The 24,967-nt window shown below is 72.0% G+C and carries 18 protein-coding genes; 10 read left to right on the top strand and 8 right to left on the bottom strand.

Annotation, left to right across the window (positions count from 1 at the left end; genetic code table 11):
• Positions 1-91: 91 nt before the first annotated feature.
• The 5 genes from MED01_RS31010 to MED01_RS30990 are packed head-to-tail and all read right to left on the bottom strand — an operon-like array spanning position 92 to position 6,195.
• Complete coding sequence (locus MED01_RS31010; RefSeq protein ID WP_238672014.1) at positions 92-1,039, bottom strand: ABC transporter substrate-binding protein; 948 nt, start codon at positions 1,037-1,039, stop codon at positions 92-94.
• The gene (locus tag MED01_RS31005) at positions 1,039-1,941 is read right to left on the bottom strand and encodes an ABC transporter ATP-binding protein (protein ID WP_238672013.1); all 903 of its coding nucleotides are present in this window, start codon (positions 1,939-1,941) and stop codon (positions 1,039-1,041) included. Before MED01_RS31005 ends, MED01_RS31010 begins: the two co-directional genes overlap by 1 nt.
• A 19-nt stretch (positions 1,942-1,960) precedes the next feature.
• Positions 1,961-3,133 carry a FecCD family ABC transporter permease gene (locus MED01_RS31000; protein WP_238672012.1) on the bottom strand — a complete coding sequence of 391 codons (1,173 nt, stop codon included), beginning with the start codon at positions 3,131-3,133 and terminating at the stop codon, positions 1,961-1,963.
• Entirely contained in the window at positions 3,130-4,176 is a 1,047-nt protein-coding gene (locus MED01_RS30995; RefSeq protein ID WP_238672011.1) for a FecCD family ABC transporter permease, read from the bottom strand. Before MED01_RS30995 ends, MED01_RS31000 begins: the two co-directional genes overlap by 4 nt.
• 60 nt (positions 4,177-4,236) lie before the next feature.
• Positions 4,237-6,195, bottom strand: a complete 1,959-nt coding sequence (locus tag MED01_RS30990) for a multicopper oxidase family protein (protein ID WP_238672010.1) — start codon at positions 6,193-6,195, stop codon at positions 4,237-4,239.
• Between the two features lie 118 nt (positions 6,196-6,313).
• Here MED01_RS30990 and MED01_RS30985 point away from each other — a divergent pair, with 118 nt between their 5' ends.
• Positions 6,314-6,673, top strand: a complete 360-nt coding sequence (locus MED01_RS30985) for a YciI family protein (RefSeq protein ID WP_238672009.1) — start codon at positions 6,314-6,316, stop codon at positions 6,671-6,673.
• Between the two features lie 4 nt (positions 6,674-6,677).
• Here MED01_RS30985 and MED01_RS30980 read toward each other — a convergent pair whose 3' ends face one another.
• Positions 6,678-7,070: a cytidine deaminase family protein gene (locus MED01_RS30980; protein WP_238672008.1), complete on the bottom strand. Its 393-nt coding sequence runs from the start codon at positions 7,068-7,070 to the stop codon at positions 6,678-6,680.
• A gap of 143 nt (positions 7,071-7,213) precedes the next feature.
• Between MED01_RS30980 and hrpA the strand changes: the two genes are divergently transcribed.
• Positions 7,214-11,278 (top strand): ATP-dependent RNA helicase HrpA, encoded by a 4,065-nt coding sequence (gene hrpA / locus MED01_RS30975; protein WP_238672007.1) that lies wholly within the window; start codon positions 7,214-7,216, stop codon positions 11,276-11,278.
• Between the two features lie 17 nt (positions 11,279-11,295).
• On the opposite strand, the gene MED01_RS30970 is transcribed toward hrpA, so the two are convergent.
• Positions 11,296-12,228 (bottom strand): LysR family transcriptional regulator, encoded by a 933-nt coding sequence (locus tag MED01_RS30970; RefSeq protein WP_238672006.1) that lies wholly within the window; start codon positions 12,226-12,228, stop codon positions 11,296-11,298.
• A gap of 83 nt (positions 12,229-12,311) precedes the next feature.
• On the opposite strand from MED01_RS30970, the gene MED01_RS30965 reads away from it, so the two are divergent.
• The 7 genes from MED01_RS30965 to MED01_RS30935 all read left to right on the top strand — a co-directional run bounded on the left by MED01_RS30965 (position 12,312) and on the right by MED01_RS30935 (position 20,646).
• Positions 12,312-12,995 (top strand): succinate dehydrogenase cytochrome b subunit, encoded by a 684-nt coding sequence (locus MED01_RS30965; RefSeq protein ID WP_308193583.1) that lies wholly within the window; start codon positions 12,312-12,314, stop codon positions 12,993-12,995.
• Between the two features lies 1 nt (position 12,996).
• Positions 12,997-14,934 (top strand): fumarate reductase/succinate dehydrogenase flavoprotein subunit, encoded by a 1,938-nt coding sequence (locus tag MED01_RS30960; RefSeq protein ID WP_238672005.1) that lies wholly within the window; start codon positions 12,997-12,999, stop codon positions 14,932-14,934.
• On the top strand, positions 14,931-15,695 hold the full coding sequence (locus tag MED01_RS30955; protein WP_238672004.1) for a succinate dehydrogenase/fumarate reductase iron-sulfur subunit: 765 nt from the start codon (positions 14,931-14,933) through the stop codon (positions 15,693-15,695). Before MED01_RS30960 ends, MED01_RS30955 begins: the two co-directional genes overlap by 4 nt.
• A gap of 270 nt (positions 15,696-15,965) precedes the next feature.
• Positions 15,966-17,150 (top strand): zinc-dependent alcohol dehydrogenase, encoded by a 1,185-nt coding sequence (locus tag MED01_RS30950; RefSeq protein ID WP_238672015.1) that lies wholly within the window; start codon positions 15,966-15,968, stop codon positions 17,148-17,150.
• A gap of 55 nt (positions 17,151-17,205) precedes the next feature.
• Positions 17,206-18,135, top strand: a complete 930-nt coding sequence (locus MED01_RS30945; RefSeq protein ID WP_238672003.1) for an SDR family NAD(P)-dependent oxidoreductase — start codon at positions 17,206-17,208, stop codon at positions 18,133-18,135.
• 112 nt (positions 18,136-18,247) lie between these two features.
• Positions 18,248-19,252 carry a serine hydrolase gene (locus tag MED01_RS30940; protein ID WP_238672002.1) on the top strand — a complete coding sequence of 335 codons (1,005 nt, stop codon included), beginning with the start codon at positions 18,248-18,250 and terminating at the stop codon, positions 19,250-19,252.
• A gap of 245 nt (positions 19,253-19,497) precedes the next feature.
• Positions 19,498-20,646, top strand: coding sequence for an MBL fold metallo-hydrolase (locus tag MED01_RS30935; RefSeq protein WP_238672001.1), 1,149 nt, complete (start codon positions 19,498-19,500; stop codon positions 20,644-20,646).
• Positions 20,647-20,743: 97 nt separating this feature from the next.
• Here the strand turns inward: MED01_RS30935 and MED01_RS30930 are convergent, their stop codons facing one another.
• On the bottom strand, positions 20,744-22,255 hold the full coding sequence (locus tag MED01_RS30930; protein WP_238672000.1) for a deoxyguanosinetriphosphate triphosphohydrolase family protein: 1,512 nt from the start codon (positions 22,253-22,255) through the stop codon (positions 20,744-20,746).
• 173 nt (positions 22,256-22,428) lie between these two features.
• On the opposite strand from MED01_RS30930, the gene MED01_RS30925 reads away from it, so the two are divergent.
• Complete coding sequence (locus tag MED01_RS30925) at positions 22,429-24,879, top strand: Tex family protein (protein ID WP_238671999.1); 2,451 nt, start codon at positions 22,429-22,431, stop codon at positions 24,877-24,879.
• Positions 24,880-24,967 lie beyond the last annotated feature (88 nt).

Raw genomic sequence — 24,967 nt, 5'->3', positions numbered from 1 at the left:
TGCGCGGTGCATGCCGGCGCGCGGGGTGCGTGCCGGCAAGCGGGGTGCGCGGGGTGGGCGCCTTCGGGCGCGGGCGGCGCGGGGCAGGGTGTCAGGCGGCCGGGAGGTACTTGGCCAGGTCGTCGAGGATCTTGTTGGCGGCGCCGACGCCGATGCCGGTCATCCAGACCTCGTCGGAGACGGGGTACGCCTTGCCGGCCTTGACCGCGCCGAGGCCCTTCCACAGCGTCCCGCCGGAGACCTTGGTCTGCTCGGCGGCGGCCTTGTCGCCGTACGCGGTCACGAAGATGACGTCACCGTCGACCTCGTTGACCCGCTCGGGGCTGACCAGGTCGAAACGCTTGTCCTCCTTGTTGGCGAGCAGCTGCCGTTCGGGGCGGCCCAGGCCGGTGTCGCCGATGACGATGCCGGAGAACGAGTCCGGGCCGTACACCCGGATGTTGCCGGGCAGGAACCGCACGATGGAGACCTTGCGCGCGGAGGCGTCGCCGAGCGTCGCGCCGAAGTCCTTGGCCCGCTTCTCGTACGTGGCGAGCAGATCCTTGGCCTGCTGCTCGCGGCCGAGTGCCTTGCCGTCGAGGAGGAGGTTGTCCTTCCAGGTGATGCCCACCTTGTCGGTGAACACGGTCGGCGCGATGGCGGCCAGTTCGTCGTAGAACTTCTCCTGGCGGAACTTGCTGCCGAGGATGAGGTCCGGCTTCAGCGCGTTGATCGCCTCCAGGTCGGGCTCGGTGAGCACCCCGACCTCCTTGATGCCGGCGAGCTTGTCCGCGCCGAAGTAGGTGGGCCAGCTCTTCGCCTCACCGGCGGTGGCCGCGCCGACGGGCGTGATGCCCAGCGAGAGCGCCGTGTCGATCTTGTCGGTGTCGAGCACGACGACGCGCTTGGGCTCGGCCGGGACCTTGGTGGTGCCCATGGCGTGGGTGATCTCCCGGGTCTCCCCGGTGGTGGAGCCGGCGACCGGGTCGCTCTCACCGCAGGCGGTGAGGCTGGCGCCGAGGGCGACGGCCGCGACGAGAGCTGCGACGAGACGACGCATCAGAGTCCTTTCGAGGGGTGCGAGCCGGCGAGCGGGTTGGCCGCGTCGCCGGTGGAGGGTCGGGCGTCCGGCACGGACGCCCTCGACGGGGAGTGGTCACCAGCGACGGCCGGAGCCGGAGCGTTACCACCCGTGTTCGCGGGAACCACCAGCGGTGCGCCGGTCACCGGACAGGGCACCACCACGCAGGCCAGCCCGAAGACGTCGCGGACCAGGTCGGCGGTGAGGATCTCCCGGGGTGGGCCGGCGGCGACCACTGCGCCGGCCCGCATGGCGACCAGGTGGTCGGCGTAGCGGGCGGCCTGGTTCAGGTCGTGCAGGACGGCGACCACGGTGCGGCCCCGCTCGGAGCGCAGCCGGTGCAGGAGGTCCAGTACCTCCACCTGGTGGGCCAGGTCGAGGAAGGTGGTCGGTTCGTCGAGCAGCAGGGCGTCGGTGTCCTGGGCGAGGGTCATGGCGATCCACACTCGTTGCCGCTGACCGCCGGAGAGGCTGTCCACCGGCCGGTCGGCCAGGTCGGTGACGTCGGCGAGGGCCATCGCCTGGTCCACCGCCGCGCCGTCCTCCGACGACCACTGCCGCCACCACCGCTGGTAGGGCTGTCGGCCGCGCCCGACCAGGTCCGCCACGGTGACGCCCTCGGGCACCAGCGGGCTCTGCGGCAGGACGCCGAGGCGGCGGGCGACCTCCCGGGTCGGCAGGTCGCGGATGGCGGTGCCGTCCAGCAGCACAGTGCCTCGGCGGGGGGTGAGCAGCCGGGCCATCGTGCGCAGCAGGGTGGACTTGCCGCACGCGTTGGGTCCGACGATCACGGTGAACGCGTCGGTGGGCAGGTCGAGGTCGAGCCCGTCGAGCACTGTCCGCTCGTCGTAGCCGGCGACCAGGTCCCGGGTGGAGAGCATCACACGACTCCTTGAGGCGTCACGACGACCGCCGCCGGCCGCGCAGCAGCAGGAAGATCAGGTACGGGCCGCCGATCGCGGCGGTCAGCACACCGGCGGGTAGTTGGGTGGGTGCGAACAGGCGCCTGCCGGCCAGGTCGGCCAGCACCAGCAGGAGGGCGCCGAGCAGCGCCGCGCAGACCAGTGGTGGTCGTTCGGCGCGTACCAGGCGACGGGCCACCTGCGGGGCGACCAGCGCCACGAAGTCGACGGCGCCGACCTGGGCGGTGACCATCGCGGCGACGAGTACGCCGGCGCCGGCGAGGCCGATCCGGCGGGCCACCGGACGCAGCCCGACGCCCCGGGCGGTGTCGTCGTCCAGGGCGGTGCTGTTCAACGCCCAGCCGGCCCAGGCCAGCACCGGCAGCAGCACCAGCAGTGTGCCGGCGATCCAGGCGGCCTCGGTCCAGCCCTTGCCGGCCAGGGTGCCGATCAGCCAGATCTGCGCGCGCAGTCCGTCGATCGGATCGGCGGTGAGCATGACCACCTCGGTGAGCGCCCGGAAGCCGAACGCGACCGCCACCCCGGCGAGCACGAACCGCTGTGCGGCCAGCCCGTGCCGGGCGCCGAGGGCGAACAGCAGCACGGCCGCGAGCAGCCCGCCCACCAGCGCGGTGGGCGCCACCAGCACCGCGGCCATTCCGCTGGTCAGGGCCACTGTCGCGGCCAGGCCGGCGCCCTGGGTGATGCCGATGACGTCCGGGCTGGCGAGGGGGTTGCGGGCCACGCTCTGGATCAGCGTGCCGGCCACGCCGAAGGCGGCGCCGGCCACCGCCGCCAGCACGACCCGCGGCAGCCGAAGATCAAAGACCACGAGGTCGTACGGCGTGCCGGCACCGGAGAGGGCGCGCAGCACGTCGGCCGGGGCGACGTACGGGGTGCCCAGCGAGAGGCTGAGCACCACGGCCAGCAGGAGCAGCACTGTCAGCACGGCGGCCACCAGTACCGCGCGTCGGCGGATCAGCAGGCTGACCGGGCCGATCCGCAGCAGCGACCGCCCGGCCAGCCGGGCACCGTCGGCACCAGGCGGGCCGGCGGGCACGACGGTCGACGAGCCAGCGGACCCAGCCGAGCCGGGCGGGTCAGCGGGGCCAGCCGGGCCGGCAGGGCTGGGCGGGTCAGCGGGGCCGGAGGAACGGCGGGTGGTGGTCACGCGGTCACCACCCGGGCACGGCGGACCAGCACTGCCAGCAGTGGCGCGCCGATCAGCGCGGTGACGATCCCGGCCGGGATCTCGCCGGGTGGGGCGACGAGCCGGCCGACGATGTCGGCGGCGAGCAGCAGCGCCGGCCCGAGCAGTGCGGACACGGCGAGGGTCCAGCGGTGGTCCGCGCCGACCAGGGCGCGGGCCAGGTGCGGCACGGCCAGCCCGACGAATGCGACAGGGCCGGCGGCGGCCACCGCGGCGCCGGTCAGCAGCACGGCGGCCAGGCCGCCACCGAGGCGGACCAGACCGATCCGGTGGCCGAGACCACGGGCCACGTCGTCGCCGAGGGCCAGCGCGTCCAGGCCCCGGGCCACCAGGGCGGCCAGGACCAGGCCGGCGAGGACGAACGGCAGCACCTGCGCGGCGACAGACAGGTCCCGGCCGGCCAGCCCGCCGACCACCCAGAAGCGGTACTCCTCGAAGGTGCGGGCGTCGATGCTGAGGAGCGCGTACACCCCGGAGGCCAGGCTGGCGTCGAGCGCCGCGCCGACCAGCGCGAGGGTCACCGGGCTGGCGCCCTCGCGGGCGCGGGTGGCGATGGCGAAGACCAGCAGCCCGGCGATCAGGGCCCCGGCGATGCCGAACCAGACGTAGCCGGCGAGCGTGCCGACGCCGAACACGGAGATCGCGAGCACCACACCGAACGACGCGCCCGCGCTGATGCCGAGGATGCGCGGCTCGGCGAGGGGGTTGCGGGTGAGCGCCTGGAACAGCACCCCGGCCACGGCGAGCGCGAGCCCGACGGCGAGGCCGAGCGCGGTCCGGGGCATCCGCAGCTCACGGACGATGGTGCTGGCGTCGCCGCCGTCCGGCGCGACGAGCGCGTGCCAGACCTGGTCGACGCCGAGTTGTCGGCTGCCGAGCGCGAAGCTGGCCAGCACTGTGAGCAGCAGCACCAGTGCGGCCCCGACGGTGACAGCGACTCGCCGACCGGTGCGGGTGCCGGGCCGGTTGCGGGCCGGGGTCGGCCGGGTGGCGAGGGTGGTCACGAATCTCCTGCACGTCCATGCTTAGGTTCGCCTAACCTTAGCCGAGCTGCAGAAAGGGGCCTAACTGGCGTCTGTCGATACCGTCCCGGGCTCCGTTGGTGCGCCCCGCGAGCCACCGTCCCCGGCCGCCGCGGCACCGCGCGGCAGGACGTTCAGCGGCCGCATCATCTCGTTGTCCTCGTGCTCCAGCAGGTGGCAGTGCCAGGCGTAGCGACCCGGCAGGTCGAAGTGCGCCTTGATCCGGGTCACCTCCCACGGGTACGCGAGCACCGTGTCCATCCACCCCCGCTCCCCCGAGCCCGGCAGCGACCGGCCCGAACGCCCCCGGCCGAGCAGCTCGAACTGGACCTGGTGCAGGTGGACCGGGTGCACGTGCCGGGTGAAGTTGCGCACCTCCCACACCTCGGTGTCGCCGAGGACGGGCTGCTCGGTTACCGGGTCGCTCCAGCGCAACGGCAGACCCCGGCCGCGCTCGTCGAGGACACCCAGCAGCATGATCATCGACCCGCCGGACATCCGCTCGTTGAGCGACAACCGGCGTACCCGCTGGGCCGGGCCGAGGCGCGGGTGTGACGGCAGCCGTAGCTGCTCCGGTGGCACGCTCGAATCCGCGCCGGCCGCCTCGGTGACCACGAAGCGCAGCACCTGCCCGGTGGTGTGCGGGTCGGCGGGGTCGAAGTCCACCCCGGGCCGACCGCCTGCGTACATCCCGTCCGGCCCTTCGTTGACCAGGTACAGCTCGGTGCCGGCCGGAACGTCGGTGAAGTCGACGATCGCGTCGACCCGCTGGGCCGGGCCGAGTGCCACGCGTTCGTGCGGCACCGGTTCGGGCAGGAGACCGCCGTCGCTGCCGATCTGCCAGACCGGCAGCACCGGCCGGGCCGGCCGTGCGGTGGCGTTCGCGGCCACGCTGAGCAGCAGGAAGCGGCTGTTGCAGGCGTTGAGCAGCCGGAACCGGTAGCGCCGGCGCTGGACCGTCAGCGAGGGCCAGGTGCGGCCGTTGACCACGATCGTGGAGCCGGAGAACCCGGGCACCGAGGTCGGTGGCCCGTCGCCGCCGCCGGAGTACCTCTTTGGATAGCGCAGTTCACCGTCGGCGGTGAAGCTGCGATCCTGGATCATCAGCGGAATGTCGCGGTACGAGATGTTCGGCGCATCGACGCGGGTCGGCGCCGGGCCGGGCAGCACCCCCTCCGGCGGTTCGTCCCCACCACCGAGCAGGTAGAACCCTGCCGACCCGGCGTAGACGTTCTCCCGGGTGAGCCCGAGCACGTGGTCGTGGTACCAGAGGGTGCACGGCCGCTGGTCGTTCGCGTACTCGAAGGTGGCCGAGCCCGGCGCCCAGCGCAGGCCGGACCGCTCGGCGAAGCGGGACCGGAACTCCCGGTACGCGCTGCCGGAAACGGCGAAGTCGGGCGGCAGGTCACGGGCGGCCGGCAGGTACCACGCCTCGGAGTGTCCGTCGCTCTCCTGCGTGCTGTGCGCACCGTGCAGGTGCACCACCTGGGGCACCGGGCCGCGATAGCCCTGCGGACTGCCGTCCCACTGCCCGTGGTGGTCCCGGTGCTCGATGCCACCGGCCGGGTTGGCCCAGTGCACTGTGGGGTCCACCGGCAGCAGGTGCGGCAGGTAGTCGCCCCGCTCGTCGACGAGCTGGTTGACCCAGGTCACCCGCACCGGGCGGCCCACCCGCGCCATGATGGTGGGCGCCGGGTAGCCGAAGCTGCCCGGATGCGCCGTGGAGCCGTAACCCCACACTGTGGTGCGCGGCCACGACGGCGGCAGGATCTGCTGGCGGAACTGTCGCACCGCGATCTCGTACGTGTCGTGCTCGGGATCGGTCGCCACCGTCGGCATGGCCGGGGGGATCCGCAGCGGCGTGACGTACTTCGGGATGTCCCGGGCGTCCAGCAGCGCGGCCGCGGCGAGCGCTCGGCCCGAGGCCGCCCAGCCCGCCGGGATCAGCGCCGCCGCGCCGCCGGTGGCGCCGGCCGCGAGCAGCCCACGTCTGGTGACCATGCCGCACCTCCCAATCGCTTCGAACCTCGATATGAGAATGAGATTCGCGGACGACCACAGGACGGACAGATGGCGGATGACACCCAGAAGAGGGACATTCCCCTCATAGGGTGGGGACATGCGATTCGACCAGCACACGGTCGTCCTGCTGAGCCGGCCGTCGGACCCGCCGGAGCTGCCGCAGGACGCGATCGACCGGTTGCGGTACGCGCACCTGGCCCACCAGGCGGGCCTCGTGCAGCAGGGGCTGGTGCTCGCCGCCGGACCGTTCCTGCACCCCGACGACGAGCAGCTGCGTGGTTTCGTGGTGCTGTCCATCGCCCCGGACGAGACGCGCGGGCTGTTCGCCAACGACCCCGCCGTGCGGGCCGGTCACCTTGTCGCGCGGGTCACGTCGTGGCTGCTTCCGGAGGGCACCCTGCGGTTCGAGAGCGTGCCGGTGCCGCAGTCGATGCTGGAGGCGGCCTCCGGGGACTGACCGGTCAGCCGGCCGAGCCGCTGCCAGCCTCCGCCGACAACTCACCGAGTGGGACCACCCGCAGGGCGTCCATCGGGCCGACGATCACCCGCAGTTGCGGGAAGTGGTCCCGCAGCACCTGCCGGCACCGGTCACAGGGCGCGACGACCTCGCGGCCACGGTCGGCGACAGTGACGATCGTCTCCAGCGCGGTGACGCCCTGCGTGGCGGCCGTGCCGATCACGACAAGTTCGGCGCAGGCACCCCCGGTGGCGTGCTGGACGTTCACGCCGGTGAAGACCCGCCCGTCCGCGGTCCGGGCCGCCGACGCGACAGTGTGGTGCTGGCTGCGGCAGCGCAGCTTGGAGACCGCCGTGGCGGCCTGCACCAACGCGCGGTCGGTGTCGCGCATCTCCATCCGGCTCCCCCAGCGCTCGACGTCGGCCGCCAACTCTAGGGCCCGGTCGTGGCCGTCGAGGGACCGGAGGTGGCCGTCGGAGAGCCGGCCGCTCGGTAACCCAGGGGCGGTGCGCCGCCGGGCTGCCTATCCTTGGGCACGACATGCAGAATCCAACCGCCCCAGTCGCGTCCGACCCCGTTCGCGAGCTGCACAGCCGCCTCACACCTCTGATGTTCCGCGACCAGCGCCGGCTCCAGCGGCGACTGGACGGTGCCCGCAGGCTGCGCGACCCGCAGCGTCGGGAGGCGGCGCTGACCGAGATCACCGCCGACCTGGTCCGGGCCGAGCAGCGGCTCGCCGCCCGGCAGGCGGCGGTGCCCGTGATCACGTACCCGGTGGGTCTGCCGGTCAGTGAGCGCAAGGACGACATCGCCGCTGCCATCCGCGATCACCAGGTGGTGATCGTGGCGGGCGAGACCGGCTCCGGCAAGACCACCCAGATCCCCAAGATCTGTCTGGAGCTGGGGCGCGGGGTGCACGGCCTGATCGGGCACACCCAGCCCCGGCGGTTGGCCGCCCGGACGGTTGCCGACCGGATCGCCGACGAACTGGGCACCGAGTTGGGCGACGTGGTCGGCTACAAGGTGCGCTTCACCGACCAGGTCAGCGAGCGCAGCCTGGTGAAGCTGATGACCGACGGCATCCTGCTGGCCGAGTTGCAGACCGACCGGATGCTGCGCCAGTACGACACGCTGATCATCGACGAGGCGCACGAGCGCAGCCTCAACATCGACTTCATCCTCGGGTACCTGCGGGAGCTGTTGCCCCGACGACCCGACCTCAAGGTGATCATCACCTCGGCGACCATCGAGACCGACCGGTTCGCCAGGCACTTCGCCGGGCCGCCCACCGCCGACGAGCCCGACGGCGTGCCAGCGCCGGTGGTCGAGGTCTCGGGGCGCACCTACCCGGTGGAGGTGCGCTACCGGCCCCTCGTCGAGCTCGCCGAGGGCGAGGAGGACGGCGACGGCGACGAGGAGACCGTCCGCGACCAGATCCAGGCGATCGGCGACGCCGTCGAGGAGCTGGCGGCCGAGGGCCCTGGCGACATCCTGGTCTTCCTCAGCGGTGAGCGGGAGATCCGGGACACCGCCGACGCGCTGGGCAAGCTGGTGCAGAAGAAGCGGACGCTACTCGGCACCGAGATCCTGCCGCTGTACGCGCGGCTCTCCTCCGCCGAGCAGCACCGGGTCTTCGCCGCGCACTCCTCGCGCCGGGTGGTGCTCGCCACCAACGTCGCGGAGACCTCGCTGACAGTGCCCGGCATCAAGTACGTGGTGGACCCGGGCACCGCTCGCATCTCCCGGTACTCCAGCCGACTCAAGGTGCAGCGGCTGCCCATCGAGCCGATCTCCCAGGCGTCGGCCAACCAGCGCAAGGGTCGGTGCGGCCGTACCTCGGACGGCATCTGCATCCGCCTCTACGACGAGCAGGACTTCGGATCCCGCCCCGAGTTCACCGACCCGGAGATCCTGCGAACCAACCTGGCGTCGGTCATCCTCCAGATGACAGCGATCGGGCTCGGCGACCTCGCGGCGTTCCCGTTCATCGACCCACCGGACAAGCGCAACATCACCGACGGCGTCAACCTGCTGCACGAGCTGGGCGCGTTGGACCCGACCGAGGCCGACCCGGCGAAGCGGCTCACAGCGCTCGGCCGGCGGCTGGCCCAGTTGCCTGTCGACCCGCGCCTGGCCCGGATGGTGGTCGAGGGCGAACGCAACGGCTGCGCCACCGAGGTGCTGGTGATCGCCGCCGCGCTCTCCATTCAGGACCCGCGTGAGCGACCGGCGGAGAAGCAGGCCCAGGCCGACCAGGCGCACGCCCGGTTCGCCGACAAGGAGTCCGACTTCGTCGCGTACCTCAACCTGTGGCGCTACCTGCGCGAGCAGCAGCGGGAGCTGTCCTCCAGCGCGTTCCGCCGGATGTGCAAGGCGGAGTACCTGAACTACCTGCGGATCCGCGAGTGGCAGGACATCGTCAGCCAGCTGCGCCAGGTGTTGCGTACCCCGACTGACGGCGATCGGCGTGGTGGGCGGCCGGCGCGCGACAGCTCGGACGACGCGGACGCCGGCCGGGGTCGCCGGGGTGGCGCGGACCTGCCGGAGGAGATCGACACCCCGAAGGTGCACCAGTCGCTGCTGCCCGGCCTGTTGTCGCACATCGGCCTCAAGGACGCCCAGAAACACGAGTACCTGGGGGCGCGGGGCGCGAAGTTCGCGGTCTTCCCCGGCTCGGCGCTGTTCAAGAAGCCGCCGCGCTGGGTGATGGCCGCCGAGTTGGTGGAGACGTCCCGGCTGTGGGGGCGCATCGCCGGCCGGGTCGAGCCGGAGTGGGTCGAGCCGCTGGCGCAGCACCTGGTCAAGCGCAGCTACAGCGAACCGCACTGGGAGAAGAAGCAGGCCGCGGTGATGGCCTACGAGAAGGTCACCCTGTACGGCGTCCCGCTGGTCGCCTCCCGCAAGGTCACCTTCGGGCGGATCGACCCGACCCTGAGCCGGGAGCTGTTCATCAGGCACGCCCTCGTCGAGGGTGACTGGCAGACCCACCACCAGTTCTGGGCGGACAACAAACGACTGCTCACCGAGATTGAGGAGCTGGAGAGCCGGGCCCGACGCCGCGACATCCTGGTCGACGACGAGACCATCTTCGGCTTCTACGACCAGCGGATCCCGGCCGACGTGTCCTCCGGCCGGCACTTCGACAGCTGGTGGAAGAAGACCCGGCGCGAGCAACCCGACCTGCTCACCTTCACCCGCGACCTGCTGATCAACGACGGCCGACCGGGGGTGGACGAGGACGACTACCCGGACGAGTGGCAGGCCGACGGGGTGAGCCTGCCGCTGACCTACCGGTTCGAGCCGGGCACGCCCGACGACGGCGTCACAGTGGACATCCCGCTGCCGCTGCTCAACCAGGTGCCGGCGGAGACCTTCGACTGGCAGGTGCCGGGGTTGCGCGAGGAGACGGTGATCGCGCTGATCCGCTCGCTGCCCAAGGCGATCCGCCGCAACTTCGTCCCGGTGCCGGACTACGCCCGGGCTGCCCTGGCGGCGATCACCCCCGGCGAGGAGTCGCTGCTGGACGCGCTCACCCGTCAGCTGCGCCGGATGACCGGTGTGACGGTGCCCCGCGACGCCTGGGAGCCGGGCAGGCTACCGGCGCACCTGCGGGTGACCTTCCGGATCCTCGGCGACGACGAGAAGCCGGTCGCCGAGGGCAAGGACCTGCCGGCCCTGCAACGCCAACTCCGCCAGGAGGTACGCCAGGTGGTGGCGGCCGCCGCACCGGAGATCGCCCGCACCGGGTTGCGCGAGTGGAGCATCGGCACGCTGCCCCGGACCATCGAGCAGGTCCGCGCCGGTTACGCGGTCACCGCGTACCCGGCGCTGGTCGACGAGGGCGCCACGGTCGGGGTGAAGGTGTTCGACTCCCCCGCCGAGGCGGAGGCGGCGCACTGGGCCGGCACCCGCCGGCTGCTGCGGCTCACAGTGCCGTCCCCGGCGCGGTTCCTGCAGGGGCGGCTGGACAACGAGGCGAAGCTGGCGTTGAGTCGCAACCCGCACGGCGGCGTGCAGGAGTTGATCGAGGACGCGGCGGGCGCCGCCATCGACCGGCTGATCGGTCTGGCGGGCGGGCCGGCGTGGGACGGCGACGGCTTCGCGGCTCTGCGCGAGAAGGTCCGCGCCGACCTGGTCGACACCGTCGTCGAGGTGATGGAGCGGGTCCGCAAGGTCCTCGCCGCCGCGTACGCCGTCGAGCAGCGGCTCGGTGCGACCCGCAACCTCGCCGTGGTGGCGGCGCTGGCCGACATCCGCAACCAGCTCGCCGGGTTGGTGCACGCCGGTTTCATCACCGAGACCGGGTACGCGCGCCTGCCCGACCTGCTGCGCTACCTCACCGCCATCGAGCGTCGACTGGAACGGCTGGGCGGCAACCCGCAGCGGGACCGCCAGCAGCAGGACCGGATCGCCGTGGTGCAGAAGGAGTACGCCGACCTGCTCGCCAACCTGTCGCCGGCCCGCCGCCAGGAGTCGGCCGTCCGGCAGATCCGCTGGATGATCGAGGAGCTGCGGGTGAACGTCTTCGCCCAGGCGCTGGGCACCCCGTACCCCGTCTCCGAGCAGCGGATCTACCGGGCGATGGACGACGCCGAGGGCCGCTGACCGAGCCCGGTCGGGGGTCAGGTCAGTGGCTCGACGCCTGGGGGCAGTTCGCTGAGGTCGATCGCCGACTGGATGTAGTCGAGCAGGATGCGCCGAAGCTCCCGACCGGCGTGGGTGGGTACGACGTCGCGCCGACGGGCCACCGCTATGGTCCGCCGCACCCCGGGCGGGGCGAGCGGGGTGATCCGCACGCCCGGCCGGCGGGCCAGCACGATGCCGGGCACGAGAGCGATGCCGAGCCCCGCCTCGACGAAGCTGAGCACCGCGTCCATCTCGCCGCCGTCCACGGCGAAGGTGGGTTCGAAGCCCGCCTCCCGACACGCCTGGATGGTCGCGTCGCGCAGGTCGTACCCCTCCCGGAACATCACCATCGGCTGGTCCCGCAGGTCGGTGATGCGCAGCTCCCCTGTCGTCGACGCGGTCGCCACCTCCCCCACCGAGGCCACCACCAGGCTCTCCCGCAGGATCGGGTCGACCCGCAGCCCCGGGTCGGCCCCCTGTGCCGGCATGATGATCAGGGCCAGGTCGAGGTCGCCGCGGAGCAGGTCGCGGACCAGGTCCTGGGAGCCGCCCTCCTCGACGCGCAGGTCGATGGTGGGGTGCGCGTCGCGGAAGCGGCGCAGCACCGGCGGGGCGAGTGAGGTGGCCAGACTGGGGGTGGCCCCGAGGCGGACGCGGCCCCGGCGCAGCCCGACCAGTTCCTGGACCTCTCGGGTCGCTGTCTCCACGTCGGCGAGGATCCGGGTGGCCAACGGCAGCAGCACCTCACCCGCCGCGGTGAGCGCGATGTTGCCCCTTAGCCGCTCGAACAGTGGGGCTCCGAGGTCGGCCTCCAGAGCGTGAATTTGCTTACTGAGAGAAGGCTGAGTGATGCCCACCAGGTCGGCGGCTTGGGTGAAATGTCGTACTTCGGCCACCGCGACGAAGTACCGGAGCTGATGGAGCTGCATCTAAATAGCTTACGGCTATCAACACTGCGAGTTTGATGCATTGGACGACTGATCGAAGTGCTCCTAGCGTCGGTCCTGTGGTAATCACGAAGACTCGGTCGCCCATCCGCTCGAACGTCGGCCTCAAGGCCGTCATGGCGGTGACGGGCATCCTGCTGGCGCTGTTCCTCATCGCCCACATGCTCGGCAACCTCAAGGTGTTCACGGGGGAAACCTCGTTCGACCACTACGCGCACTGGCTGCGCGACATCGGCAAGCCACTGCTGCCCGGCGTCTGGTTCCTCTGGATCCTGCGCACCGTGCTGGTGGTGGCTGTCGTCGCCCACATCGTGGCCGCCACAGTGCTGGCCCGGCGGGCCCGAGCCGCCCGGCCGGTCAAGTACGCCCACCGCAAAAAGGTCAACGGCAGCTACGCGGCCCGCACGATGCGCTGGGGTGGCGTGATCATCCTGCTCTTCGTGATCTACCACCTGCTGGACCTGACCACGGGGACGCTGAACCCGGTCGGCAACGAGAGCAAGCCGTACGGCAACGTCGTCGCCGACTTCGCCCCGGAGCGCTGGTACGTCACGCTCTTCTACACGCTGGCCATCCTCGCGGTGGGCTTCCACCTGCGCCACGGCGCGTTCAGCGCGTTCCGCAGCCTCGGCCAGCAGACGCCACGCGGCGAGCGCAGGGCGCGAACCGCGGCTCTGATCTTCGCCGTGCTGCTCTGCGCCGGGTACCTGGTGGTCCCGTTCGCCGTACTCACCGGATTGGTGTCCTGACATGGAACTCTTCACCGAGGGCGACCCGCTCGCCGACACCAAGGCTCCCGCCGGCCCGGTCGAGAAGCGTTGGGAGACCCGGCGCTTCGAGGCCAAGCTGGTAAACCCCGCCAACCGCCGCAAGATGACGGTGATCGTGGTCGGCACCGGTCTGGCCGGCGGCTCCGCCGCCGCGACCCTGGCCGAGCAGGGCTACCACGTCAAGTCCTACTGCTACCAGGACAGCCCACGCCGGGCGCACTCCATCGCGGCGCAGGGCGGCATCAACGCGGCGAAGAACTACCGCAACGACGGTGACTCCGTGCACCGGCTCTTCTACGACACCGTCAAGGGCGGCGACTTCCGCTCCCGGGAGTCGAACGTGCACCGGCTCGCCGAAGTGTCGGTCAACATCATCGACCAGTGCGTCGCCCAGGGGGTGCCGTTCGCCCGCGAGTACGGCGGCCTGCTGGACACCCGCTCCTTCGGTGGCGCCCAGGTGCAGCGCACCTTCTACGCCCGGGGCCAGACGGGCCAGCAACTGCTGCTCGGCGCGTACCAGGCCCTGGAGCGGCAGATCGGCCTGGGCAACGTGGAGATGAACGCCCGGCACGAGATGCTGGAGCTGGTCCTGGTGGACGGCAAGGCCCGGGGCATCGTGGTCCGGGACCTGGTCACCGGCGAGATCAGCACCGAGATGGCCGACGCCGTGGTGCTCGCCTCCGGCGGCTACGGCAACGTCTTCTACCTCTCCACCAACGCCAAGGGCTGCAACGTCACCGCCACCTGGCGCGCGCACCGCAAGGGCGCGTACTTCGCCAACCCGTGCTACACGCAGATCCACCCGACCTGCATCCCGGTCTCCGGCGACCACCAGTCGAAGCTGACCCTGATGAGCGAGTCGCTGCGCAACGACGGCCGGGTCTGGGTGCCGAAGACCAAGGGTGACGACCGCAGCCCGAAGGACATTCCGGAGGACGAGCGGGACTACTACCTGGAGCGGATCTACCCCTCCTTCGGCAACCTGGTCCCCCGCGACATCGCCTCCCGCGCCGCGAAGAACGTGTGCGACGAGGGTCGGGGCGTCGGGCCGACCAAGCTCGGCGTCTACCTCGACTTCGCCGACGCGATCGGCCGGCTGGGCCGCAAGGCCATCGAGGCCAAGTACGGCAACCTCTTCGAGATGTACGAGCGGATCACCGGCGAGGACCCGTACGAGGTGCCGATGCGCATCTATCCCGCCGTGCACTACACGATGGGCGGCCTGTGGGTCGACTACGACCTCCAGTCGAACATCCCCGGCCTGTTCGTGATCGGCGAGGCGAACTTCTCCGACCACGGCGCGAACCGGCTCGGCGCCTCGGCGCTGATGCAGGGCCTCGCCGACGGCTACTTCGTGCTGCCCACCACCATCGCCAACTACCTGGCCTCCGGTCCGCTCGAGAAGGTCGACGCCAGCCACCCGGCGGCCGTCGAGGCGCGCACCGACGTCGAGGACCGCGTCCAGCGGCTGCTCGCTGTCAACGGCGACCGGACCGTGGACTCGTTCCACAGGGAACTGGGCCAGATCATGTGGGAACACTGCGGCATGGAGCGCAGCGAGGCCGGGCTGCGCAAGGCGATCGACGAGATCCGTGCCCTGCGCGAGCAGTTCTGGCAGCGGGTGAAGGTGTCCGGCACCGGCGAGGAACTCAACCAGTCGCTGGAGAAGGCCGGCCGGGTGGCCGACTTCTTCGAGCTGGCCGAGTTGATGTGCATCGACGCCCTGCACCGCGAGGAGTCCTGCGGCGGCCACTTCCGGGCCGAGCACCAGACCCCCGACGGTGAGGCGCAGCGCGACGACGACCGGTTCGCGTACGTGGCGGCCTGGGAGTTCACCGCCGACGGCGAGCCCTCGGTGCTGCACAAGGAAGACCTGAAGTTCGAATACGTCCACCCCACGCAGCGGAGCTACAAGTGAACCTGACCCTGCGCATCTGGCGCCAGAAGGGCCCTGAGGACAAGGGTCGGATGGTGACCTACCCGGTCGACGACGTGTCCCCGGACATGTCGTTCCTGGAGATGCTCGACGTGCTCAACGAGCGGCTGATCCTCGCGGGCGAGGACCCGGTGGCGTTCGACCACGACTGCCGCGAGGGCATCTGCGGCATGTGCGGCCTGATGATCAACGGCGACGCGCACGGGCCGCAGCGCGGCACCACCGCCTGCCAACTGCACATGCGGCAGTTCACCGACGGCGAGACCATCGACATCGAGCCGTGGCGGGCCAGCGCCTTCCCGGTGGTCAAGGACCTGGTCGTCAACCGGAGCGCCTTCGACCGGATCATCGCCGCTGGCGGCTACGTCACCGCGCCGACCGGCAGCGCCCCCGAAGCCCACTCCACCCCGGTGGCCAAGGCCAACGCCGACGCCGCCTTCGAGTCGGCGGCCTGCATCGGCTGCGGCGCCTGCGTGGCAGCCTGCCCGAACGGCTCCGGCATGCTCTTCACCGCCGCCAAGCTCACCCAGCTCTCGCTGCTGCCGCAGGGCCAGCCCGAGCGCTACACCCGGGTGATCGGCATGGTCGACGCGCACGACGAGGCCGGCTTCGGCGGCTGCACCAACGCCGGCGAATGCACCCCGGCCTGCCCGAAGGGCATCCCGCTGAACACCATCGGCCGGCTCAACCGCGACTACCTCGCGGCCACCGCCAAGGGAGCCAACAACACCCCCGGTTCCTGAGGTCCACCGCACCACGCCAGACCGCCGTACCCCGCGCTCTCCGGGGGGTACGGCGGTCTGGCGTTTGGGCCTTCTTTTCAGGAAGTCGGCCTGTCGCCGGGCCTCGGATACCGCGACTTCAAGGAACGCGAGTGGATCAACTCGATTCCGCCTGAGAGGGCCCCACACCGCTCCCCCACGGCCGAAGGCAGGCCAGGGCCACGCGGCCGGTTCAAGTGCCCGCGCCCGGGTAGCAGTCTTCCGAGACGGCAGTGAGAAGGGATGAGGGACATGAAGGCGCTCACCTGGCAGGGCAAGCGAGACGTACGGGTCGAGGAGGTCCCGGACCCTCGGATCGAGGAACCGACCGATGCGATCGTGAAGATCACCTCCACCGCGATCTGCGGTTCCGACCTGCACCTGTACGAGGTGCTCGGGCCGTTCCTGAAGCCCGGCGACATCCTGGGCCACGAGCCGATGGGCATCGTCGAGGAGGTCGGGTCGGAGGTGACCGGGCTCAAGCCGGGCGATCGGGTGGTGGTGCCGTTCAACATCGCCTGCGGCAGTTGCTGGATGTGTTCACGCCAGCTCTACGCGCAGTGCGAGACCACCCAGGTCACCAGCGAGGGCAAGGGCGCGTCCCTGTTCGGCTACACCTCGCTCTACGGTTCGGTGCCGGGCGGGCAGGCCGAGTACCTGCGCGTCCCGCAGGCCCACTTCGGGCCGATCAAGATCCCGCAGACCGGCGCGGACGAGCGCTACCTCTACCTGTCCGACATTCTGCCCACCGCCTGGCAGGCGGTGAAGTACGCGGACACCCCACAGGGCGGCACCCTGGCCGTCTTCGGCCTGGGCCCGGTCGGGCAGTTCTGCGCGCGGATCGGCCGCCACCTCGGCGCGGGCCGGGTGATCGGGCTGGACCTGGTGCCCGAGCGGTTGGAGCTGGCCCGCCGGCACGGCATCGAGGTGCTCGACGTCAGCCAACTGTCCGACGTGCCGGGCGCGTTGATCGATCTGGTCGACGGTCGCGGCCCGGACGCCGTGATCGACGCGGTCGGGATGGAGGCGCACGGTTCGCCGGTCGGCAAGTTCGCCCACGCCGCTGTCGGGCTGCTGCCGGACAAGCTGGCCCAGACGGTGACCGACCGGGCCGCCATGGACCGGCTCTCAGTCCTACACGCCGCGGTCAAGGGGGTTCGCCGCGGGGGCACCGTGTCGGTCTCCGGGGTGTACGGCGGCGAGGCGGACCCGATGCCGCTGATGGAGATGTTCGACCGCGGCATCCAGCTGCGGATGGGGCAGTGTCACGTACGCCGGTGGACCGACGAGATCCTGCCGCTGCTCTCCGGTGACGACGACCCGCTGGGCGTGGAGGACCTGCGGACCCACCGGTTGCCGCTGGCCCGGGCGCCGCAGGCGTACGAGATGTTCCAGAAGAAGGAGGACGGCTGCATCAAGGTAGTGCTCGAACCATGAGTGCGAGGAGCGAGCCGGGGTTGCGGGCCCCGCAGTCACGAACGCAGCCGGTGCCGTGAGCCGGGTGGTCGTGATCGTTGGCGCGAGCAGCGGGATCGGCCGGGCGACGGCCCGGGCGTTCGCCGAGCGCGGCGACCGCCTGGTCCTCGCCGCTCGCGCCACCACGACCCTGGCCGAGGTACGCGCGGAGTGCGCCGACGTCGACGTGCTGACAGTGCCGACCGACGTGACCGAGCCGGGCGCGCTGGACGCGCTCGCACACGCCGCGATCGACCGCTTCGGCCGCGTCGACGTGTGGGTGCACACGGCGGCGGTGATGGCCTACGGTCGCTTCGACGAGCTGCCGGAACAGGTCTTCGACCAGGTGGTACGGACCGATCTGCTCGGCGCCGCCGGTTCGGTGCGGGTGGCGCTGCGGCACTTTCGGGCCACCGGGGCGGGCACGCTGATCCTCACCGGTTCGGTGCTCGGGCACATCACCGCCCCGTACATGAGCGCGTACGTGGCGAGCAAGTGGGGGTTGCAGGGGCTCGCCCGAACCGTGCAGCAGGAGTTGCGCGACAGCCCGAAGATCCGGCTGTGTCTGGTCAACCCGGGCAGCGTGGACACACCCGTGTACCAGCAGGCGGCCAACTATCTGGGCCGGATCGGGCGACCTCCGCCACCGGTCGCCGGCCCGCAGCGGGTGGCAAGGACCATCGTGGACTGTGTGGACCGGCCCCGGCGGGAGGTGTCGGTGGGCCGACTCAATGTGGTGCTGCGGGCCGGCTTCACCGTCCTGCCGGGGGTCTACGACGTCCTCGTCGGGCCGTTGATGCGGGCCGCCGGCCTGAGTGGACGGTCGGTCGCCGCGCATGACGGCTCGGTCTTCGCTCCGAACCCGGCCGGCGAGGCGGTCCGCGGCGGCCACCTGCCCGACCTGCGGCAACTCGTGTCTGGGCCGGTGGGTGCGGTGGGCAACGCGCTGCGCCGACGGTTCGGTTGACCTGTTCGGGACTGTTCGGGACATATTCGGGGGCATCGTGCATCGATCAACTCGCCTAGGGTGGTGGGCCAGCAAGCGCTATGGCACACCACGATCGGGGAGACGATTGACAATGCGACTGAACCGCAGAACCGCGCTCGGGTTGGGCACTGTGGCCACCGCCGGCACGGTGCTGGGCGCCGCCGCCCCGGCGAGTGCCGCCGAGACCACCGAGGCGTCGCCGACCACCCCCGCACGGGCCGCCCGTCGGGTCTCCTCCATCTTCACCAAGCACAGCGCCGAGGCCGGCGGCAACTGGCAGGCGTACGTCAGCGTCGCCGACCCGGCCGGCGCGCCGGTGGTAGCGGTGGAGGCTGACGCGGACCGGCGGATCGAGGCGTACAGCGTCAACAAGATCGCCGTCGCCACGGCGGTGCTCGACAAGGTCGACCGAGGGCTGCTCACCCTGGACCAGCAGGTCGAGGTGAGCGCCGCGATCGTCGTACCGGGCGGTGACGGCATCTTCAGCCTGGACGGCGCGTACCCGAGTCTGGTGACCATCGGGCATGTGCTGGCCAACCTGCTGACCGTCTCGGACGACACGGCGGTGCGGCTGTGCGGGCTGGTCGCCCCGGCGGCCGAGATCAACTCCATCCTGGTCGCCAAGGGCTTCCCGAACACCCAGGTCCAGCCGGTGGCCAACCCGAACCGGTTCTTCCTCGGCACCAGCACCCCCCGGGAGACGCACGACCTGCTGCGCGCCCTGGTCGCCGGCACGCTGCTCTCCCCCGCCTCGACGACGTACCTGTTGGGCATCCTGCGCTCCCCGGTGGCGTTCACCGACGGCATCCGGCGCACCATGTCCTCCGACGAGCGGGCCCGGATCGCCACCAAGGCCGGCTGGTTCGCCGACGCCCGGCACGAGGCCGGCGTGATCTTCGACCGCTCCGGCGCGGCGGTGCTCACCTACGCCCTCTTCGCCGACGGGCAGGCCAACCCGGAGGACTTCGGCGCGACCCACCCGGCCGTGCAGGCCCGGGCCGCCATGGGCCCGAAGTTCCTGGCCGCCGTGGACCGGATCGCGGGCGTCGGCAGGACGTTCCGGATCACCGCCCGACGCCCCAGCAACGGCGGCTAGGGGGTGTTTCGGAAGTGTCGGTCGAGCCGAGCCGGAGTCCAGGCGTCGCCCGGCGACAACGCCGCCGGGCGACGGCTGGGCTCGGCGCAGGCCGGCCAGCACTTCCGACACACGCCCTAGGGCACGCTCTGAGCTCGTCCCGGGTCGGTCGCCGCTTGCCGGCGACCGACCCGGCGTGGCGACCACCGAGGCACGGGTCGGTCCGGGTGACTACCGTGTAGGGCGGACACGTCGGAGGGACGGCAATGGCACGAGCGCAGAACACGGACGTCGAACGGTCGCTCGGGCGGCGGATGCGGGGCGCCGCCGGCCTGGCAGCGCTGGCCGGCCTGGCCTGGGTCGCCCGGGATGTGCCGGCGGCGCTGGGTGGCCGGCTCAGCGGTGCGCGGGCCGAGCGGGCGGCCCGCTCGCCGCAGTTCCGCGAGGGCACCTTCCACAACCGGGCCGGCACCCGAACGATGATCGCCGAGCCGGGGCGCAACCTGGTCCGCGAGCTGATCTTCGGCAAGCAGAAGCGGCGTCCGACGGTAGCCGTGCCACTGGTGCGCCCCAGCGTCGGCGCGTCGGCGGCCGCCGACACCGCCGACGAGCTCAACATCGTCTGGTACGGCCACGCCTCGACCCTGATCGAGATCGAGGGCCGCCGGGTGCTGCTCGACCCGGTGTGGAGCGAGCGGTGCTCCCCGTCGGGCCTGGTCGGCCCGCGCCGGCTGCACGAGCCACCGGTCGGCATCGACGAGCTGCCCCCGCTGGACGCCATCCTGATCTCGCACGACCACTACGACCACCTCGACATGGCAACCGTGCGAGCGCTGCTCGCCGGGCAGTCAGCGCCGTTCCTGGTGCCGCTCGGCGTGGGCGCGCACCTGGACCGCTGGGGCGTCCCCGCCGAACGGATCATCGAGCTGGACTGGTCCGAGTCGCACCGGGTCGCCGGCCTGGAGATCACCGCCACCGCCGCCCAGCACTTCTCCGGACGCGGGCTGCGCCGCGACGGCACGCTCTGGAGCTCGTGGGTGGTGGCCGGGGCCCGCCGCAAGGTCTTCTACACCGGCGACTCCGGCTACTTCGACGGGTACGCCGAGATCGGCGCCGAGCACGGGCCGTTCGACGTGACGCTGATGCAGATCGGCGCGTACGACCGGGCCTGGCCGACGATCCACATGTTCCCCGAGGAGGCGGTCGACGCCCACCTCGACCTGCGCGGCGGGCTGTTCGTGCCGGTGCACTGGGCGACGTTCAACCTGGCCCTGCACGACTGGTCCGAGCCGGTCGACCGGCTGTGGGCCGAGGCGAAGGCCCGCGACGTGCGGCTCGCCGTGCCCCGGCCGGGCGAGCGGGTGGTGGTCGACGAGCCGCCCGCCGTCGACGGCTGGTGGCAGGCCGTGGCCTGAGTCAGGCCGAGCAAGCCGTGTGCCTGAGCAGGCCGTCGCCTGAGTCAGGCCGAGCAGGCCGTCGCCCGACGTCGGGCCGTCGCGGCCTGACGTCGGGTCAGAGCACGAACGCGTCGGTCCAGAGCGCGCCGGACCGGCCGGAGAGCGCGTCCAGCATGGCCACCGCCTGACCGTCGGTGAGCTGCGCGACGAAGTCCACGATGGCTCGCCCCCGGGCACGCCCGATCCGGTCCGGCGTACGCGGGTGCAGCTCCGCCTCGGCCAACTCGACCAGGTCGTGCAGCCGCCGGGGCAGCCGGGACTCCTCCTCCGGGTCGAGCAGCCACTCCCAGAGCGCCTCGACCAGGGTGCCCAGCAGCCGGGCCTGGCCGCGCTGGTGCAGGGCGAGGTCCGGGCGGGCCAGCACGAACCGGTGGTGGACGAACTTGAGCACCTGCACCTCGTGCCACTGGGCGCAGCCCAGCAGCACGTGCCCGGAGCGCACCGACGGCTGTTCGGTGACAGTGATCGCCTCGACGAAGCGGGTGGACCAGCGGGCGGAGAACCGGGCCACGTACTGCTCGGCCTCGATCGAGCCGTCGAACGGCATCGCGAGCAGCCCGTCCACCAACTCCTCGCGGACGTGTTCGACGGCGGCGGCGAACGCGTCGTCGTCCGCGATCCAGGCGTCCTTGCGGTGCAGTTGCCGGCGTAGCCGCTCGATCGCCGCCCCGGGTCGCCGCGCCGCGGTGACCAGCGCCGCGTCGGTGATCGCCCGCAGCTGCCCGCTCTCGCGCTGCCAGGCCATCAACTCGGCGGAGACCGACCCCTGCTGGAGCACCCCGACCCGGTAGAAGTCCTCCACGTCGTGGATGGCGTACGCGATGTCGTCGGCGGTGTCCATCACGGACGCCTCCACTGTCTGCTGCCAGTCCGGGATGCGACCGGCGAACGGCGCGCGGGCCTGCCGCAGGTCGTCCAGCTCGGTGCGGTACGCGCCGAACTTCGAGGAGCCGCTCTCCGGGTCGTCCGGCGGCGGGGTGGCGCCGCGCGGCGGCGGATCCATGGTGCGGGGGTGCGGGTCGGGGTGGTCCAGGCGGGTCCACGGGTACTTCAGCATTGCCGCGCGGACCGCAGCGGTCAGGTCCAGCCCGGTGGTGGCCGCGCCGCGGATCTCGGTACTGGTGACGATCCGGTACGACTGCGCGTTGCCCTCGAAACCGTCGGAGAGACCCAGGCGCTGGCGGGCCAGCCGGTCCAGCACCCGCTCCCCCAGGTGCCCGAACGGTGGGTGCCCGAGGTCGTGGGCGAGCGCCGCCGCCTCCACCACGTCGGGGTCGCAACCGCCGAGCTTGTCCAGCAGGTCACGCCACCGCTCGTCGGCGGTCAACCGCTCGGCGACCGCCCGGGCCACCTGGGCGACCTTGAGGCTGTGGGTGAGCCGGTTGTGCACCAGCAGCCCGGAGCCGACCGGGCTGATCACCTGGGTGACACCACCGAGGCGGGCGAAGAACGGCGAGCCGACGATCCGGTCCCGGTCGGCACGGAACGGGTTGGCCGTGAGGTCGCCGAGGGCCCGGGCGCTGCCGCCGAAGAGCCGCCGGGCGCGCGGCTCCGCAGCAGATTCCATGATCGCCACGCTAGCGCAGGCCCGACGGGACCGCCGCCGGTCACCCCCGGCCGGACGCGGCGGTTCGGCCCTCCGCCCCGGCCGGGCGCGGCGACAGCGCTGGGGGCCGCCCGGCAGAATGCAGGCGGTACCCGCTCTTTGAAGGCGGATCGAGTTGAAGGCGGATCGAGATCGTGACCCAGTCTGTTCATCAGCGGATCGCCGACGAGCTCGGCGTGGCCGAGCGTCAGGTGCGGGCGGCCGTGGAGCTGCTCGACGGCGGCGCCACAGTGCCGTTCATCGCCCGCTACCGCAAGGAGGCCACCGGCCTGCTCGACGACACCCAGCTGCGCACCCTGGAGGAGCGGCTGCGTTACCTGCGCGAGCTGGACGAGCGCCGGGCCGCGGTACTGGAGTCGATCCGCGGCCAGGGCAAGTTGGACGAGGCCCTCGAAGCGCAGATCATGGCCGCCGACTCGAAGTCCCGGCTGGAGGACATCTACCTCCCCTACAAGCCGAAGCGACGGACCCGGGCGCAGATCGCCCGCGAGGCCGGGTTGGCCCCGTTGGCCGAGACGCTGCTGGCCGACCCCGGTCAGGACCCGCGCACCACCGCCGCCGGGTTCGTCGATGAGGAGAAGGGCATCGCCGACGCCGCCGCCGCGCTGGAGGGCGCGCGGGCCATCCTCATCGAGACCTTCGCCGAGGACGCCGACCTGATCGGCACGCTGCGCGAGCAGATGTGGTCGCGGGGCCGGCTGGTTTCCCGGGTACGCGAGGGTCAGGAGACGGCCGGCGCGAAGTTCGCCGACTACTTCGACTTCTCCGAGCCGTACCCGAAGCTGCCCTCACACCGGATCCTGGCGATGTTCCGGGGCGAGAAGGAGGGCGTGCTCGACCTGACCATGGAGTCGGAGGAGGCTGGTGAGGCGGACGCCGTACCGACCGGCCCGACCCGGTACGAGGCGGCCATCGCCGGCCGGTTCGGGGTGTCCGACGCGGGCCGCCCGGCCGACCGGTGGCTGACCGACACGGTCCGCTGGGCGTGGCGTACCCGGATCCTCATCCACCTCGGCGCGGACCTGCGGATGCGGTTGTGGCAGGCGGCCGAGGAGGAGGCCGTCCGGGTCTTCGCCACCAACCTGCGGGACCTGCTGCTCGCCGCGCCGGCCGGCACCCGGCCCACAATGGGTCTGGACCCGGGCCTGCGGACCGGCGTGAAGGTGGCGGTGGTGGACGCCACCGGCAAGGTGGTCGCCACCGACACGATCTATCCGCACGAGCCGCGCCGGCAGTGGGACGCGTCGGTGGAGACCCTCGCCCGGCTGGCCGGGGCGCACGGGGTGGAGCTGATCGCCATCGGCAACGGCACCGCCTCCCGCGAGACCGACAAGCTCGCCGGTGACCTGATCGCCCGGCACCCGCAGCTCAACCTGACCAAGGTGATGGTCTCCGAGGCCGGCGCGTCGGTCTACTCCGCCTCCGCGTACGCCTCGCAGGAGCTGCCCGGGATGGACGTGTCGCTGCGCGGCGCGGTCTCCATCGCCCGCCGCCTCCAGGACCCCCTCGCGGAGCTGGTCAAGATCGACCCGCGCTCGATCGGCGTCGGCCAGTACCAGCACGACCTGTCCGAGGTGAAGCTGTCCCGGTCGCTGGACGCGGTGGTGGAGGACTGCGTGAACGCGGTCGGCGTGGACGTCAACACCGCCTCCGCGCCGCTGCTGACCCGGGTCTCCGGGATCGGCGCCGGCCTGGCCGAGAACATCGTGCTGCACCGGGACGCCAACGGGCCGTTCCGGACGCGTACCGAACTGAAGAAGGTGGCCCGGCTCGGGCCGAAGGCGTTCGAGCAGTGCGCCGGCTTCCTGCGCATCCCCGGCGGCGACGACCCGTTGGACTCCTCCAGCGTGCACCCCGAGGCGTACCCGGTGGTGCGCCGCATCCTCTCCACCACCGGGCAGGACCTGCGCTCGGTGATCGGCAAGAGCGGCATCCTGCGCGGGCTGCGGGCCACCGACTTCGTCGACGACCGGTTCGGCCTCCCCACCGTCACCGACATCCTCGCCGAGCTGGAGAAGCCGGGCCGCGATCCCCGCCCGGAGTTCCGCACCGCCACCTTCGTCGAAGGGGTGGAGAAGATCAGCGACCTGAACCCGGGCATGGTGCTGGAGGGCGTGGTCACCAACGTGGCCGCGTTCGGCGCGTTCGTCGACGTCGGGGTGCACCAGGACGGTCTCGTGCACGTGTCGGCGCTGTCCCGGACCTTCGTGAAGGACCCCCGCGACGTGGTGAAGTCCGGTGACGTGGTCAAGGTCCGGGTGCTCGACGTGGACGTACCCCGTAAGCGCATCTCGCTGACCCTGCGCCTCGACGACGAGCCCGCCGCCGGTGGTGGTGGTGGTCGGACGAGCCAGGAGGGGCGTGGTGGCCCGGCGCAGCGCGCGCCGCAGGGCGGTCGCGGCGGCGGGCAGGGCACGTCCGGTGGCCCGCAGGGCGGTCGTGGCGGCGGGCAGCAGGGCGGTCGCGGCGGCCAGGGCGGTCGTGGCGGCGGCCAGGGCGGTCGTGGCGGGCAGCAGCGGCAGGGCGCGCCGGCGCCGGCCAATGACGCGATGGCGGAAGCCCTGCGCCGCGCCGGACTGGCCTGACCCCGTCAGCGAGGCGCCCGCCACCGGAACGCCAGCCACAGCAGATCTTGGACAGTTTCCGTTCAGACGGCGGGCTCAACCGGTGGTT

Source organism: Micromonospora alfalfae (assembly GCF_022230925.1).
Classification (GTDB): domain Bacteria; phylum Actinomycetota; class Actinomycetes; order Mycobacteriales; family Micromonosporaceae; genus Micromonospora; species Micromonospora alfalfae.
This window is presented reverse-complemented; position numbering and strand designations above follow the sequence as displayed.

Bases quoted from the DNA above. Each gene is read 5' to 3' on its own strand.
- MED01_RS31010 (WP_238672014.1), bottom strand. From the start codon at position 1,039: ATGCGTCGTCTCGTCGCAGCTCTCGTCGCGGCCGTCGCCCTCGGCGCC.
- MED01_RS31005 (WP_238672013.1), bottom strand. From the start codon at position 1,941: ATGCTCTCCACCCGGGACCTGGTCGCCGGCTACGACGAGCGGACAGTG.
- MED01_RS30990 (WP_238672010.1), bottom strand. From the start codon at position 6,195: ATGGTCACCAGACGTGGGCTGCTCGCGGCCGGCGCCACCGGCGGCGCG.
- MED01_RS30985 (WP_238672009.1), top strand. From the start codon at position 6,314: ATGCGATTCGACCAGCACACGGTCGTCCTGCTGAGCCGGCCGTCGGAC.
- MED01_RS30980 (WP_238672008.1), bottom strand. From the start codon at position 7,070: ATGGAGATGCGCGACACCGACCGCGCGTTGGTGCAGGCCGCCACGGCG.
- hrpA (WP_238672007.1), top strand. From the start codon at position 7,214: ATGCAGAATCCAACCGCCCCAGTCGCGTCCGACCCCGTTCGCGAGCTG.
- MED01_RS30970 (WP_238672006.1), bottom strand. From the start codon at position 12,228: ATGCAGCTCCATCAGCTCCGGTACTTCGTCGCGGTGGCCGAAGTACGA.
- MED01_RS30960 (WP_238672005.1), top strand. From the start codon at position 12,997: ATGGAACTCTTCACCGAGGGCGACCCGCTCGCCGACACCAAGGCTCCC.
- MED01_RS30950 (WP_238672015.1), top strand. From the start codon at position 15,966: ATGAAGGCGCTCACCTGGCAGGGCAAGCGAGACGTACGGGTCGAGGAG.
- MED01_RS30940 (WP_238672002.1), top strand. From the start codon at position 18,248: ATGCGACTGAACCGCAGAACCGCGCTCGGGTTGGGCACTGTGGCCACC.
- MED01_RS30935 (WP_238672001.1), top strand. From the start codon at position 19,498: ATGGCACGAGCGCAGAACACGGACGTCGAACGGTCGCTCGGGCGGCGG.
- MED01_RS30930 (WP_238672000.1), bottom strand. From the start codon at position 22,255: ATGGAATCTGCTGCGGAGCCGCGCGCCCGGCGGCTCTTCGGCGGCAGC.